The 15,478-nt window shown below is 37.8% G+C and carries 16 protein-coding genes and 1 rRNA gene; 4 read left to right on the top strand and 13 right to left on the bottom strand.

All coding sequences use genetic code 11. The features are described from left to right. The first annotated feature begins 6 nt into the window (after positions 1-6). Both DNK84_RS03960 and DNK84_RS03955 read left to right on the top strand, forming a co-directional pair. The gene (locus DNK84_RS03960) at positions 7-1,161 is read left to right on the top strand and encodes an MFS transporter (protein WP_162902205.1); all 1,155 of its coding nucleotides are present in this window, start codon (positions 7-9) and stop codon (positions 1,159-1,161) included. Beyond that, positions 1,139-1,771: a hypothetical protein gene (locus DNK84_RS03955; protein ID WP_119343270.1), complete on the top strand. Its 633-nt coding sequence runs from the start codon at positions 1,139-1,141 to the stop codon at positions 1,769-1,771. The genes DNK84_RS03960 and DNK84_RS03955 overlap by 23 nt, the downstream gene beginning before the upstream one ends. Before the next feature lie 149 nt (positions 1,772-1,920). Here DNK84_RS03955 and DNK84_RS03950 read toward each other — a convergent pair whose 3' ends face one another. From DNK84_RS03950 to fvfA, 5 genes are all read right to left on the bottom strand, one after another. After that, positions 1,921-2,619, bottom strand: coding sequence for an SDR family oxidoreductase (locus tag DNK84_RS03950; protein WP_119343269.1), 699 nt, complete (start codon positions 2,617-2,619; stop codon positions 1,921-1,923). A 96-nt stretch (positions 2,620-2,715) separates the two neighbouring features. Further along, on the bottom strand, positions 2,716-3,996 hold the full coding sequence (gene hemL / locus DNK84_RS03945) for a glutamate-1-semialdehyde 2,1-aminomutase (RefSeq protein ID WP_119343268.1): 1,281 nt from the start codon (positions 3,994-3,996) through the stop codon (positions 2,716-2,718). Between the two features lie 16 nt (positions 3,997-4,012). Next, on the bottom strand, positions 4,013-4,966 hold the full coding sequence (gene gshB / locus DNK84_RS03940) for a glutathione synthase (RefSeq protein WP_119343267.1): 954 nt from the start codon (positions 4,964-4,966) through the stop codon (positions 4,013-4,015). A 104-nt stretch (positions 4,967-5,070) separates the two neighbouring features. Next, the gene (gene fmt / locus DNK84_RS03935; protein WP_119343300.1) at positions 5,071-6,033 is read right to left on the bottom strand and encodes a methionyl-tRNA formyltransferase; all 963 of its coding nucleotides are present in this window, start codon (positions 6,031-6,033) and stop codon (positions 5,071-5,073) included. Between the two features lie 14 nt (positions 6,034-6,047). Beyond that, positions 6,048-6,470, bottom strand: a complete 423-nt coding sequence (fvfA, locus tag DNK84_RS03930; protein WP_119343266.1) for a Francisella virulence factor A — start codon at positions 6,468-6,470, stop codon at positions 6,048-6,050. Positions 6,471-6,676: 206 nt separating this feature from the next. On the opposite strand from fvfA, the gene DNK84_RS03925 reads away from it, so the two are divergent. After that, positions 6,677-8,848, top strand: a complete 2,172-nt coding sequence (locus tag DNK84_RS03925) for an anthranilate synthase component I (RefSeq protein WP_162902204.1) — start codon at positions 6,677-6,679, stop codon at positions 8,846-8,848. Beyond that, positions 8,848-9,924, top strand: coding sequence for a carbohydrate kinase family protein (locus tag DNK84_RS03920; RefSeq protein ID WP_119343264.1), 1,077 nt, complete (start codon positions 8,848-8,850; stop codon positions 9,922-9,924). Before DNK84_RS03925 ends, DNK84_RS03920 begins: the two co-directional genes overlap by 1 nt. Before the next feature lie 48 nt (positions 9,925-9,972). Here DNK84_RS03920 and DNK84_RS03915 read toward each other — a convergent pair whose 3' ends face one another. From DNK84_RS03915 to waaC, 8 genes are all read right to left on the bottom strand, one after another. Then, the gene (locus tag DNK84_RS03915) at positions 9,973-10,671 is read right to left on the bottom strand and encodes an ABC transporter ATP-binding protein (RefSeq protein ID WP_119343263.1); all 699 of its coding nucleotides are present in this window, start codon (positions 10,669-10,671) and stop codon (positions 9,973-9,975) included. Beyond that, a complete protein-coding gene (locus tag DNK84_RS03910) occupies positions 10,664-11,914 on the bottom strand; it encodes a lipoprotein-releasing ABC transporter permease subunit (protein WP_119343262.1) in 1,251 nt (416 codons plus the stop codon). The genes DNK84_RS03915 and DNK84_RS03910 overlap by 8 nt, the downstream gene beginning before the upstream one ends. A 200-nt stretch (positions 11,915-12,114) precedes the next feature. Beyond that, a 5S ribosomal RNA gene (gene rrf / locus DNK84_RS03905) occupies positions 12,115-12,230 on the bottom strand. Between the two features lie 219 nt (positions 12,231-12,449). Then, positions 12,450-12,851 (bottom strand): phosphoenolpyruvate carboxykinase (ATP), encoded by a 402-nt coding sequence (locus tag DNK84_RS03900; protein ID WP_162902203.1) that lies wholly within the window; start codon positions 12,849-12,851, stop codon positions 12,450-12,452. Further along, positions 12,838-13,302 carry a PTS sugar transporter subunit IIA gene (locus DNK84_RS03895; RefSeq protein ID WP_119343260.1) on the bottom strand — a complete coding sequence of 155 codons (465 nt, stop codon included), beginning with the start codon at positions 13,300-13,302 and terminating at the stop codon, positions 12,838-12,840. Before DNK84_RS03895 ends, DNK84_RS03900 begins: the two co-directional genes overlap by 14 nt. Positions 13,303-13,325: 23 nt before the next feature. Beyond that, a complete protein-coding gene (gene hpf / locus DNK84_RS03890; protein ID WP_119343259.1) occupies positions 13,326-13,712 on the bottom strand; it encodes a ribosome hibernation-promoting factor, HPF/YfiA family in 387 nt (128 codons plus the stop codon). A gap of 132 nt (positions 13,713-13,844) precedes the next feature. Further along, on the bottom strand, positions 13,845-14,231 hold the full coding sequence (locus DNK84_RS03885; RefSeq protein ID WP_119343258.1) for a hypothetical protein: 387 nt from the start codon (positions 14,229-14,231) through the stop codon (positions 13,845-13,847). Between the two features lie 60 nt (positions 14,232-14,291). Continuing rightward, the gene (gene waaC / locus DNK84_RS03880) at positions 14,292-15,323 is read right to left on the bottom strand and encodes a lipopolysaccharide heptosyltransferase I (RefSeq protein ID WP_119343257.1); all 1,032 of its coding nucleotides are present in this window, start codon (positions 15,321-15,323) and stop codon (positions 14,292-14,294) included. Between the last annotated feature and the right edge of the window lie 155 nt (positions 15,324-15,478).

Below are 15,478 nucleotides of genomic sequence, written 5' to 3'. Positions count from 1 at the left end.
ATGCCGTTGAAAAAAACTGATTTCATTATGTCTTCTTTTTGTATATTATCTGTATGTTTTGCTATTGATGGCTATGATGCACTAATTGATACAATTAGCCTGGATGTTGGCCTTGGTAACAACCTTATCAAACTTGGCACAACAATATTTCTGATCATTTTAGGTGCAGGGCAAATTATTGTTAGTAGAATTACTTCACTTTGGCATCAGTACGGCGTTTTGCTTATTAGCGCGTTGCTGTTTGTGCTTGGCAATGTTTTATGTGCAATTACTTACCACTCTTCTTTATTTTTTGCTGCCAGAATACTAGCTGGCCTTGGTGCTATGGGTATGCTGGCCTTGCCTTATATATTTGTTTCACAAAAAAATACACAAGGATCTATCACAAAAACGTTATCTTATTTTCATGCACTATCTACACTGTCACCAGTACTTGCCCCTATGCTTGCATTAATTTTATATAACCGCTGTCATAACTGGCACTTATTTTTTCTTATATTAAGTATTCCCGGGATTATTATTATCTATTTAACCTTTACTAACGCAAAACACCTACTAGAGGCGAAAGCACCACTTAAAACACTAACCTTAAGCCTTTACATCACATCAATAAAAGACCAACTTTTCTGGCTTGCGATATCGCCAGCAATCAGCGGCCTTAGTATATTTATTATTTTAATGACATCTTTATCTAACTTTCCACATGCACATATACTTATTTTTGCCAATGCTGGTATAGCACATTGCGTTGGTGCCTTTGTAGCACCTTTATGGTTAAGGCACTTTCATCAAGCTTCACTAGTGAAACTAGGAAGCAGTATTGTCCTTATTGGTTCTGCCATACTGCTGATGAAAGATAATACACCCTTGCTAACGTATTTTAGCATTTCAGCCATTAGCATTGGTTCAGCATTTCTTTTAGGCGCAAGTACAATATCAACGCTTTTTTCTACTGAGCGGTTCAACAAAATTGCTGTATCAACCTTTTACTCAAGCATACTACTATTGTTCAGTGGCCTCATCTCAACACTTGTTGCGTTAATAAAATATCCGAACATACACTTTTTCATTATTATTCTGTTATCTATATTAAGCTACTTGAGTATCTATTTACTTAAAAAACAACTCCAATATAGCCATGCCTGTTTATCTGCTGCATAAATGCAAAACAACACCTTTAATTAATTTTAAGTCACTTGATTTATTAGGAGTTGTTGATTATTGCTACTTTGAAATCGATCCATTTAAGCAAGCAATCTTTTTTCTGAAAAACACCAATCTGGCGGATAAGATATACAATACGTGCTGCAACCAGCCTCAAACATTTTCATGTACCGGTATCACGACTTTATTATCTTTACCAACAACACTTATTGATACTGAGCAACTACTTGATACTGGCTTACAAGATCAATATTCAACAGTATGTTATATTCATATTACCGTTGACTTGCACATTGCCATGTTAGTTTTGCAACTTAAAGATCCATGGCAAAAATATTACCTACCAGACCGTACTTATGAATTAATTGAGAGTGCAAAAATATGTCATAATATAACCCAAAATCAAAAGACAGCACCATTGCCTATAAACTATAACGAAATCATATTGAATAATACTCTATCAATAGATAACGTTTATAGCAGCAAACTAAAAAATAACGTTAAGCTGAGTATATCACAGCTGAAACTTTCAGCATTAATTATTAATCAAATATGTGTGCTATTTGAACAGTCTGCTTTACTTAAACTTTCACCAAGAACCATATAGGGACTCTATCGTCAGCTGGCAAAAAAGTTCAACTGCAAAAATAAATATGAAATTATTGCTTTTTTATCTAGAAACTCACATATCGTTTATGATAATTTACGTGACCGCATTTTAGGTAAAAACAAATGACATGATTAAATATTGCGTTTTCACCACGGACAAGTCTGCCCCTTTAGATCATAAAACTCACCTGAATGCGATGATGTCAAACCATCAATAAAGGCAATCATTTCCGCAACGCTTTCCTTAATACCAAGTACAGCACGATCACCACCCATATCTGTTTTTACCCAGCCAGGTCGCAAACTTATGGTAATAATATTTTGGTATTCGGCAGCAAAACAACGTGTCAACATATTAAGCGCAGCCTTTGACATCCTGTATGAATAACCAAAACCTGCTTTTGTTTCCGTAATTGACCCAGCCTGACTTGACATATTAATCACCTTTGGTGCTTTAGCCAAAAGCAAATTAGGCAAAAACGCTTGGATACATTGATAGCTTCCAATAGCATTCACATTTAATGCTTCAATGACATTTTCTACTGGGTTATCTTTTATCCCATGGCGTGCATGCATTTCAGGATAAACACCGGCATTATTAATCAAAATATCAATAGGGTTATTTTCTAGAAATAAGGCAGCCTGTGTAACTTCATGCTGGGATGTTACATCCATTTTTATTAATCTAAGATTATCTTGATTACTTTCATAGACATCAAGCAAACCCTTTGAGTTCACCTTATTGCGATAAGTTGCCGTCACAAAGTAGCCATCATGTAAATATTGCTTAACAAACCCCAATCCTATTCCTCTATTGGCTCCTGTTATTAGGACATGTTTTTTCACATTAAGACCTCTGTATTGAGTTTTACTAAAGCTAGATAAAGTAACAAATAATTTACGATTAATATATAGCTTTCAGCACCTTATATTAATCTCTTGTCAGGAGGTTATAAACTTCTCAAACACATTCAATGTTTTATTGATATCTTCATCGCTGTGGGCAATCGACATAAACCCTGCCTCAAAGGCAGATGGCGCAAAATAAATACCATGATCCAACATGAAGTTAAAAAAGCGATTAAATTGTTTTATGTCACACTTTTTAACCTGATCAAAGCTTTTTATATCTGTTTGATCTGTAAAGAATAAACCAAACATTCCACCGACATTTTTGGCAAAAAAGGCAACATTGTTTGCCTTAGCAAGCTTATTTAACCCATCAACTAAACGCTTTGTTTTTTGTGTAAGGTTTTCATAAAACCCAGGCTGCATAATTTTATTTAAGGTCGTAAGACCAGCCTGCATGGCAATTGGGTTACCGGATAAGGTTCCTGCTTGATAAACACCACCTTCAGGTGCAATATGCTGCATGATTTCTTTTTTACCACCAAAAGCACCAACCGGCATTCCACCACCGATGATTTTACCAAAAGTCGTTAAATCCGGTGTAACCCCATATAAACCTTGTGCGCCGGTTAATCCCACACGAAAGCCCGTCATCACTTCATCAAAAATTAATAATGCGCCATATTTTTCACACAACATTTTCAACTGTTGCAAAAACTCCCTGTGCGGGACAATCAGATTCATATTACCCGCAATTGGCTCAACAATAATACAAGCAATCTCTTCTGGATAGGTTTCAAACAGTGCTTTTACACTGTCAATATCATTGAATTGCGCAGTGAGTGTATGTTTTACAGTATCGCCAGGCACGCCAGGTGAGTTATGTACGCCAAGCGTTAAAGCGCCGGACCCTGCGGCAACTAAAAACTGATCCCCATGCCCATGATAACAACCGGAAAATTTAATGAATTTGTCTCTTTTGGTATAACCCCTGGCAAGTCTTACCGCACTCATGGTAGCCTCTGTCCCAGAGTTCACAAACCGAACCATATCAATACTTGGCATTAATTCACACACTTTTTGTGCCAATAATACTTCTGCTTCACATGGCGCGCCATAGCTTAACCCCAGATCCGCCTGTTTTTTAATTGACAAAATAACATCATCATCGGCATGCCCTAAAATCATCGGTCCCCATGAACCGACATAGTCGATATAAGCCTTATTATCAACATCATAAACATAAGCACCTTTTGCCCTGGCAATAAACTTTGGAATGCCACCGACACCTTTAAAAGCACGAACTGGTGAATTCACACCACCGGGAATTACTTGTTGCGCAGCATTAAACAATCTTTGTGAATTATCTGACATAGTGAATCCTTTTTTATCATTTGTTTCTTAATTTAGTCTCTATCACCGCAATTAAAGTATCAGCAGCATTTATGTTTGTGGCCTTATAGATTTGCTGAATCATCGTTGGGCTTGTAATATTAATTTCTGTTAAACATTCACCAATTACATCAATTCCTGCAAATAAAACGCCCTGCTTTTTCAAATCTTTGCCAATTACACTGGCAATGTCATACTCTTTTTGATTGAGTTGCCTTACTTTTGTGCTTGCGCCACGCGCGGTATTGCCTCGACCATCCTCAAGGCTTGGGATGCGTGCAACCAAGTGCGAAACAGGCGCTCCATCAATAATCAATATTCGCTTATCCCCATCAACAATTGCAGGTTGATAAGCTTGTGCCATTATAAACTGGCTTTGATAGCGTGTAATCGTCTCTAAAATTACATTCTTATTCACATCATTTTGTGTTATCCGAAAAATAGACTCACCACCCATACCATCTAACGGCTTAACCACTATGTCCCTATGTTTTTGCAGAAATTCATTAATCTGATGAAATGATCGGGTAACCAGTGTGTTTGGGGTTAATTTTGGATAATTCATAATGGAAAATTTCTCATTGGCATCACGCAAAGTGCCTGGTTTGTTAACAACCAAAACCCCTGCTTTTTCAGCCAACTCCAAAATATAAGTTGCATAGATATATTCCATGTCAAAGGGTGGGTCCTTACGCATGAAAATCACATCAAACTCGGATAGATTCATCTTTTGTGTAGCATGCTTATTATACCAGCGCTCACCTTCTTTTGGCAGCTCAATCGGCGTTGCCAGTCCATATGCATGCCCATCCTGCGCAAATAAATCGTTGAATTGTAATATATATTGCTGCCAATTTTTTATATCAGCCGCCTTCATCATCATATAGGTACTGTCTTTTTGAATATTAAAATGCTCAATCGGATCAATAATAAATGCCGCTTTAACTGTCATGATATTTCCTAAATATTTTACTTGATTAACGTAGAATGGTTCTATGGTGATTTATTTTATTAATTACACAAATGACAAACAAGGCAAACCTGCTCTTAAATACCTTACGATCCAAACACCTTGCCAACCCATTGTTTTAAGGCATAACCATGTTGAAGGGATTTCACTGCTTGCATTTTTTTACCAGGAAACTGTAAAGTACCAATTATCAAGCATCCTTTGGCTGTTTGTACTTTAATCCCATCATCTGTAACATCAACAACCTCTCCTGGAAAAGCAGTATTATGGCACTTGCAAACCTTAACATCTGTAACCTTAATCACCTGGTCATCAACGATTATAAAACTGCCAGGCCACGGATCAAAGGCACGAAATTTACGACTGATTTCATTAGCTGAAAGCGCCCAATTTATTCTGCCTTCTTCTTTGGTTAACTTGGCAGCATAAGTTGCTTTTGTATCATCTTGTTTTTGCGGTTGAAGGCAATCTTGCTCGATTTTCGCTAATACATGAATCACGGCAGGCACAGATAATTGTGCCAATCTATCATGCAAGCTTGCTGCTGTATCCTGATTCAATATCTCTGTTTCAATTTGATACAATATATCCCCTGTATCCAATCCCTCATCCATCTGCATAATGGTAATACCCATTTTTTCATCACCTGCCTCAATCGCCCGTTGAATGGGTGCCGCTCCACGCCATTTGGGCAACAAGGATACATGAATATTAATACAGCCAGCTTTTGGCACATCTAACACTTCTTTGGGTAAAATAAGCCCATAAGCAATCACGACCATAACATCTGGCTTAAGTGCCTTTAATGCTTCAATCGCTTGTGGTTCTTTTTTAAATGATACCGGCTGAAACACTTCTATACCTTGGCTACTTGCAAGCTGCTTTACCGGGGATGCCTGCAACTTTCTTCCGCGACCCTTGGTGCGATCTGGCTGTGTGAAAACACCAACGATATTCTGATTATTATCGATCAAGCCTTGTAATACAGTTGCTGAAATCTCTGGCGTGCCTGCAAAAACGATGCGCAAATTTTTATGTTTCTGTTGCATTTCACACCCTGACATCACATATTATAGGCATAGGCATAAAGGCTTGCACCATCTAATGGACCGGTATTTTGCGAGGCAACACAATTGCCAATCACAACATTTGCACCATGCGCAGATGCAAGCGCTTTTGCTTTGGTAACATTTTGCTGACAAGCTGCTTGAATTTGTGATTGTTTATCATAATGGGAAATAATACGAATAATACCTTGTGGTGCTTGATTCACATTATTCACAACAGGCACTGCTTTAGGCAGGTTCATGTCACTTGCCGCATAAAACTGTACTGATTTTGCATTAATTGGTTTCATCACTTCAGTGGTTTTGGGTAAATACACACCGTGGGCCTGATAGATGTGTTTAGGCACAATAAACCAAAAAAAGCCAATAATGGCAATTAATAATCCTGCATAAATGATATTTTGTTGAAAACGACTCATAGTTGCTTATTTGCATTATCTTTGGTAGCCGTTATCATAACATAATCCTATAAGGTAACGTAGCACAAATACACCATTCATCAATCATTTTATAAATGATTTGCGATGGGTATATTAGGTTTGTACTAGAACCAACTAGACAATTTAATGATACTTGTGTATCGTTACAAAGATACAAGCACCAACCGATGTCGCAAGGAAAAACAATGTCAAATCAGCAAACCTTTACAACAAAAACCGGGATAACCGTTACATATCAAAAAACGAATAATCCAATGGATAGCCTAACACACATCACGGATAAACTTGATCGTTATAAAGGTATGATGATGTCATCAGGTATTGAATATCCTGGACGCTATAATCGCTGGGAACTAGGGTTCTATAACCCGCCTGTAGAGGTTATTGCTTATCAGAATGAGGTTGTTTTCAATGCACTAAACCCTCGTGGTTGCATTATTCTGGCGTTATTTACCCCTGTGCTTATAAAAAGTGCTAATCTTGTGATTACGAAGCAGACAACAAACCAAATTCGGCTTAAAATAATTTCATCTGATAAACGATTCAGCGAAGAAGAAAGAAGCCTTAAGCCATCTGTTGCGACACCTTTACGGTTGATCAATGAAGAAATGCATAAGCTTAAAGATAATATGCTTGGCTTTTTTGGTGGATTTGGTTATGACTTGATCTTTGTATTTGAGCCACCAAAACAACCACTTAAGCGCCCGGACAATACAAAGTTATACCATTTATTCTTTGCCGATCATATTTTTGTGATCGATAAGCAAAAGGCACAATCATTTACCCTATCCCTGGAATTCTCAAAAGAAGATATCACAACGAATAACAGTGCAACAGAACCATTTGAGCACCTAAAACCCCAAAACGCCCCTTTTCAAGCGCAATCTAATATTGACATTTCTTTACCTGATGAAGAATATACCAAACTCGTTGAAAAGGCACAAAATGAAATGAAAAAGGGGAATATTTTTGAGATTGTTTACAGTCGTCATTTCAGTGCAAAAGTCAGTGGTTCTGCTGCCATGCTCTATCAAAAACTTAAAGAAATGAACCCAAGCCCGTATGAGTTTTATTGCCAGTTTGGTGATGAGCAGCTTGTTGGCACCTCACCTGAAATGTTTGTACGCTGTGAAGGTGATATCGTTGAATCATGCCCCATCTCAGGCACAGTGAAACGTGGAAAAAATGCCATGGAAGATGAAAAGCAGATCCGTCAATTATTAAACTCTTATAAAGATGAAGTAGAACTTACGATGTGTACCGATGTTGATCGAAATGATAAGGCACGCATATGTGAACCTGGCAGCATTGAACTTATTGCGCGCAGAACTATTGAACGCTATGTTGGGCTTTTTCATACAGTTGATCATGTTAAAGGAAAACTCAGACCTGGCTTTAACGGTTTAGATGCGTTTTTAAGCCATATGTGGGCGGTAACATTAACTGGCTCGCCTAAAAAGCGTGCTATTGAACTGATTGAAGCAACAGAAAAAAAACCCCGTAACTGGTATGGCGGTGCTGTTGGCTGCTTAGGTTTTAATGGTGATATTAACTCAACAATTACCATTAGAACCGTTCATTTAAAAGAGAATATGGCCTATTATCAAGCAGGTGCTACACTTGTCTGGGATTCAAACCCCAAAGATGAAGCCGAAGAAACACGCACGAAAGCTACGACTTTCTACAAAGCCTTAGGCCAGTTTAAAACAATAAGTAACACAAACCAGCAGTGGGTTAAAAAAGACTTCAGCCATATCAATGCCATTATGATTGACCATGAAGATTCATTTGTGCATACCTTAGCCAGCTATTTCAGACAACTTGGGGTTAAACTTTCTACTTATCGTTATAATGTGATAAGTACAGATGAGATTATTGCTCAATCCCCAGATTTAGTAATTTACTCTCCAGGCCCTGGCACACCAAATGATTTTGACCTGCCCAAAATGGTACAGACCCTTACCCAAAATGATATCCCACAATTTGGTGTATGCCTTGGTTTACAAGGTATTTTTGAAGCCTTTGGTGGAAAGCTTTCCTTACTCGACAACCCAAGGCATGGAAAAACATGGCAGCTTAAACACAATACATCTTTTTTATTTGATGGTATTCAACAAAATGCCGAGGTTGCCGCCTATCACTCTATTATTGCAGATAAAAGTACCTTACCGCAATGCCTTGAAATAAGCGCTTTTAATGAGCATGGTGATATTATGGCAATCACACATAAAACTAAGCCTGTTTGCGCCGTACAGTTCCATCCAGAATCAATTTTAACCTCGCACGATGACACCGGTCTTAAATTAGTGCAAAATAGCTTATTATATTTATGTGCAGAAAAAGGAAAAAACACGTAATGAAAGTACTAACAATCGGTGGTGCCACATTAGACACCATTATTGAATATGAAGAAATGGAAACCATGGAAATCCAAAAGCCTGCGACTACCCAGTCCTATCTTTTGTTAGAAGAGGGTGCGAAAATCGAAGTCACAAAACAAAAATGCTTTAGCGGCGGTGGTGCGACAAATGCGGCAGTGTCCTTAAAAAGGCTTGGATTTGATGTCAGTTTTTTTGGCAAAATTGGTCGTGACAACATTGGTCAATCGGTTTTACAAGAGCTTAAAGATCAGGACATCAACACAGATGAGGTACGATTTTCTGAGCATTACGGTACAGCAACCTCTTATGTTGTGCCTTCATTAAAAGGTGATCGCACCATATTTGCTTATCGAGGTGCTAATCGTGATTTGTTAACTGAAGATCTACCTGAAAATGCGATTAAAGCGGCAGATTTTGTTTATGTGACCTCATTGAGTAAAACCTCAGCTGCACAATTACCACAGATTGTTAAATTTGCCAAAGAACATGATACAAAAGTTGCCATTAACCCCGGTAATAGTCAGCTTGAAGTAGGCAACGGATTTATCAAGGAATCCTTGCATGGTATTGATATTTTAATTCTAAACTATGAAGAAGCCCAGAAACTTATGAGCTCTTTACTCACTGATGAAAATCAAGAAAAAGACGTTAAAAATCAACAAAATTTATTAGAAACCCAACCTGTTTTTCAAGACAGTTTCTTTTCATTAAAAGAATTCTTTCAAAAAACCTTATCACTTGGTCCCAGCATCGTCGTTGTCACTGATGGTAGTAATGGTGTTTATGTTGGTACAGAAAAAGAGCTTTATTTTCACCCTGCATTAAAAGTTGAAAACATCGTTAACACGCTAGGTGCCGGTGATGCTTTTGGTTCAAGCTTTTGCGGTGGGATTTATTCAGGCAAAAGCATTGCTGAGGCTGTTGCCTATGGGCTTGTCAATAGCGCCTCAGTGATTCAGACACATGATGCAAAATCAGGCCTTTTAGATAAAAGCACCTTATTAAAACAGGTAGAGAAGCTTGATTTATCGCTTAAAACGGTTAACTGGTAATACATTTTTTATTATTGGAACATTTTACGGTTGCGGCCATCACCGCCTTTAATAAAGACCTGGCCTATCGATCAGATGCCCATCTTCAATTTCATAAATATGATCCATCTGTTTTGCAAAGGCATAATCATGTGTGACGACAACAAAGCTTATAGCAAACTGATCACTCAATGTGTTAATAAGTTTTAATATATTCTCGGAATTATGTGCATCAAGGTTTCCTGTTGGCTCATCTGCAAGCACACAGCTTGGCTGGGTAACCAAAGCTCTGGCAATAGCAACACGCTGGCGCTCACCACCTGAAAGCGTTGCCGGTTTATGATCCATTCGATGACAAAGTCCAACGATATCAAGCATTTCCCTGGCTCTTTTTACAGCCTGAGCTTTATTCACACCCTCTCGCATCATTAAAGGCAGTAAAACATTGTCAAGCGCACTAAACTCAGGCAATAAATGATGCAGTTGATAAATAAACCCTAAATGTTTATTACGCATTAATGCGCGCTTATTTGCCGATAGATGATCAAATCGGCAGTCGCTTAAATAGACCTTTCCTGTTGTTGGTTTATCCAAGCCGCCTAAAAGATTTAAAAGCGTTGTTTTACCTGAGCCTGATTGACCTAAAATAGCGACTTTCTGACCTTTAACCACCTGCAGATTAATATCATGAATAACATTGATTTTTTGCTTACCATCCTGGTAGGTTTTAGATAATGATTGGCAAGCAAGTACAATCTCTTTACTCATAACGTAACGCCTCTACTGGTTGAACACGTGAAGCACTCCAGGCAGGATATAAAGTTGCCAAAAAGCTTAATGTCAATGCCGCAATGCCGACCTTGATAACATCTAGATAATCAAGCTTTGATGGAATGAAATCAATCTGATAAACACTTGGGCTTAAAAACTGCACACCAAATACGTTTTGAATCCAGTTAACGATTTCAGTGGCATTTAATGACAGTAAAACCCCAAGTCCAACCCCTATTAATATACCAATAATACCAATGGCAAGACCTTGAATAATAAAAGTCATAATAATCTGGCGCGATGACATGCCCAAAGTTCGCAAGATTGCAATATCTGCACGCTTATCGGTAACAACCATGACAAGCGATGATAAGAGGTTAAAAATTGCCACTGCAATAATTAACAACAAAATAAAAAACATCATCGTTTTTTCCATCTGTAGCGCCTGGAAAAAACTCTTATTTTCATCTGTCCAGTCACGTGCAACATAAAAGCTTGGTAATAGCTGGGTATTTAAGGTCTCTTTTAAAAAAGGCGCTTGATAGATATCCTTAACCCCCAGCTGTAAAGCTGTCACTGAATCACCCATCTGAAAAAGCTTTGCCGCATCATTAATGTTAATCAGCGCATAATAACTATCATATTGGTAACTCACCGAAAAGATACCGGATACTTTAAATTGCTTTAATCTTGGCATAAGACCTGCGGGTGTCAAATTTGCCTGAGGAATGATCACGGTAATTTTATCGCCAACCTTAACCCCTAAGGATTGTGCCAGATATTTACCCAAAACAATATTAAATTCTCCTGTTTTAAGCTGTGAAAGCCTGCCTTCAACCATATGCTGGCCAACAGGTACAACACTATCTTCATATTTGGGATCGATACCTTGAATCGCAGCAAAGGCATTACTGCCACCCATGGATAACAAGGCCTGGCCTTCAATAATGGGGGCTGCTCCCGTAATCCTTTTATCTTTTTCTTGTAAGTGCTGGGAAAGCGCCTGCCAATCATATAATTTTCCACCAGCCTGGTAAACTTTAACTGGCGGCACCATCATTAAAATGCGGTCTTTAATCTGCTCATCAAAGCCATTCATCACAGACATTACCGTTATTAGCACGGCAACGCCCAACGCAATACCGACAAATGAAATACCAGAGATAATGGATATAAACTGATTTTTTTTCTTTGCACGCAAATAGCGCAGACCAATAAAAAGTGGCAGCGGACGATACATGTTGGCCTTTTTATGTTTACTGTCTTCAACTAGCTGAAATACTAGCACAAAAAGCAAAACAAAGAACGGGTTTTATGGCTTTTGTTATTTTTTATAAACTACCTGCCCAACTGAATGCTTTAGCTAGCACATGTTATAGATATTTTGATAGTAAATGAAATTCAATATATTTACTCGATAAAAAATGGGGAATGGAAAATGCCTGATGATGACCTACTTTCACATGGCAAATAACCATACTATCATCGGCGCTAAGTTGTTTCACTTCTGAGTTCGGCATGGAATCAGGTGGTACCAACTTGCTATTATCATCAGACAAGGCAATTATACTGAATGCTATGAAAAAGTCCACCCTGTTTTTTATTATTTTAATGAAATTTCGATGACAAACTTTCTGACTTATGCTTGGATACCAGGTAAGTCACCATCATAGAAAAAGAAATCTACTGGGTAACTAAAAACTTCATCATAGTAAATGTTTGACTTATACGTTATTTTTTTGGTGGGAATCCACACAAGAGCTATTCGTGAATCCCTATATTTTAAGACAGTATTGTAGCGCCACTTGCCAGATGAATGTGGGCACCAAAAAATTCTGGTTTAATAATTTTATCTGATCCATGTTCCCTATCTGATTACCAATTTCTATGACATCAGTAATCGCATGCCTGGAGCTTGCCTGTGTAACCTTTACAAAACCCTTTTCTTTAAGATGCAACAAACCAAGGTAATCCGCATTGGGTAGTTCACCAAGGATACCTTTTTTTTGATGACGTAACAGCACTAAATCATCGGCAATTAAATGATAGCCATGCTTCTGCACCAGTACGTGGCTTAAATGGGATTTGCCAACACCGGGCGCACCAAAAATCAATACACCACGATTTTTTCTGGCAACGAAGTTGGCATGAATGGTAATAAATTTAAGGGGTAACATCTGAAGCGGATAAAAACAATTGATATAATTGTTCATTTGATTGCGCTTGACGGATATTCGTTAACGTCCCCTTTTTCTTCAGAAACTTGACAAGCTCCCCCATAAAAGCAATATGAACATCTTTAACACTTTCAGGGAAAATGGCCGCAATAAATATATCCACAGGCTCATTTGTCATCTCATATTCAATAGGCACATCAAGTGTTAAAATCGCTAAACGTGTTACCATAATGCCAGCAATTCGGCAATGTGGCACGGCGACACCTTTGCCAATTGCCGTACTACCAATTCTTTCTCGATCAAAAAGTTTTTGATAAATCAAATCACTGCTGATTTCATCATCAGGTGTATGCAATAAATTACTCAATACTTCAAAAATCCGCTTCTGACTTTTTAAAGAAGCTTTATTTACCGTACGATCTTTAGAAATAAAAGGAGATAGAAAGCTCATGGATAAAATTTAATTGATCATATTTAAGAAGATATTTCTTGGTTTTCAGGATGCTCTTGCTCAAAAACAGCCTCTTGATAGTTTTCTTCCGCCTCTGCTAACTGCTCTGCAGGACGTTCTGCACGATGTTCCTTTAGCTTTTGCTTATGTTTTCTCACCTGTGCATCAAGTTTATCTTTTAGCATGTCAATAGCGGCATACATATCACGGCCATCTGCTTTGGCAACAAATTCATTGCCTGGAACATTCACAACTGCTTCAGCCATCTGCTTTTCTCTTTCTACCGATAGAATGACTCTTGTGGCTATAATGTGATCAAAATGATTATTTAATTTACTTAGTTTATCTTCAACATAGCTTTTTAATGCATTTGTAATTTCCAAATGACGGCCTGTGATTTGAATTGACATAACTTAGGTCCTCCATCATTGTCATTGTGAACAAATATAACATAAGAAATATTATTTATTCTTATATTACCTACCTTTAAGGTTAGTGCTTTCATACATAAATTACCAGCTATTACAGCACAATTTTATTCACTATTTTTCGCTGCCTTGACTTGATTTTTCCTGATTTTCTTGCGTACTGTCGTCTGAGAAGTGTTGTTGAATATTTTGTTTGGTTTCATTTACAAAGCGCTTTGTATCTTCCCAGCCTTCCTTGCTTGCTGCTTTTGTTTTATCCCATGCTTTTTGACTATAATCACTTACTTTTTTGCCGGCATCTACCGCTGCATTTTTTGTCGCAGTTGAGGCATCTATCACTCCTTTTTTGAAAAGATCCCAATTACCCTGACAATCATAACTATCAGCTTTACACGCTTGTGCTTCTTCTGGTTTGTTATTTGTATCATCTGTTGTGCTTGAAAATGCAACACTTGAGATCATTGCAAACCCCAAAAATAAAATCGATATATATTTTTTCATCTGACACCTGTGCTATTGCGCTTTTAAAAATTTTTAACAAAAAAGATGCTGTAATACAATTTATAATGCATCAGGAAAATCAATTTGCTGCCACATTTGGTTTATACGATCATAGACATTCTGTGCGCTAACTGATACTTGGCATGGGGCAAAAGCCTCTTTTGTAATTGGGCATACTTTTTTCAAACAAGGTGAGCAAGTAAGCTTTGATGATACATGAATAACGCGCCCACCTTTTGCACCTGTAAGCTTAGCAGAGGTTGATCCATAAATACAAAGTGTCGGAACATGACAGGCGGCTGCTAAATGCGATAACCCAGTATCGACAGCAATCACTGCTTTACTTTGAACAAAATATTTTGCTAATTCCGTCAGATTTAATTTTGGTAGTACAATAACATGTTCCAGTCTATCGGCTATTTTACATGCCTGTTCATATTCTTTATCATTACCCCATGGTAATAATACTTTTACACCTTGATCTGAAAATAATTTTGCCAAGGCCTGCCAATGCGACAAGCACCAATGCTTGCTTGGCCAGGTAGTTCCATGCAAAAAAATCACCTGGTTTTGACACTGATTCATATGCCATTGATACTGAATACCATAATCTATATGTTCAAGCTCAGGCTTATAGTCTAATACACTTGCCAATAATAACTGCAAACGGTCAACTGCATGCAAGCCTTTTGGCACATGTACTTTATGTCGGTAGAAAAAACGTGATATGGGTTCTCGTGCACTTTTCTTATCAAGACCATAGCTTACACCTTTTGCTAAAAAAGCAATCCAGGCACTTTTTATCAATCCTTGCGCATCAATCACATAATCATAATGTTGGGCTTTTAAACGCTTTTTAAACTGACGAATGTCGCGGTAATGTTTAATAATATGTTTACGCCACTTTCTTATTTCAACCGGAATAACCTCATCTATCGCTTTATGCCAGCGAGGAATTTCATCAAATGATGCCTCCACCACCCAGTCAAAAACAATATCTGGTCGCTTTTGTTTGGCTTGTGTTATCGCCGGCAGCATATGAATAACATCCCCCAATGATGAGGTTTTTATAATTAAGCAACGCTTTGTCATTTTCTGTGCTTTTATTTTGTGTTCTACTTATAACTTCGATTATTGTACCGATATTTTCTAAAAATGACATCTCTTTAGTTTATACCGCTGAATCAGCAGGTTTATTGTAAATAGTCCTAGCATATGCGCACGCCTTAATATTCACTTGACATCTA

Source organism: Facilibium subflavum, assembly GCF_003574485.1.
In the GTDB taxonomy this organism is placed as follows: Bacteria; Pseudomonadota; Gammaproteobacteria; order Francisellales; family Francisellaceae; genus Facilibium; species Facilibium subflavum.
The sequence above is the reverse complement of the archived record's forward strand: the minus strand, read 5'-3'. Positions and strand labels throughout refer to the sequence as shown.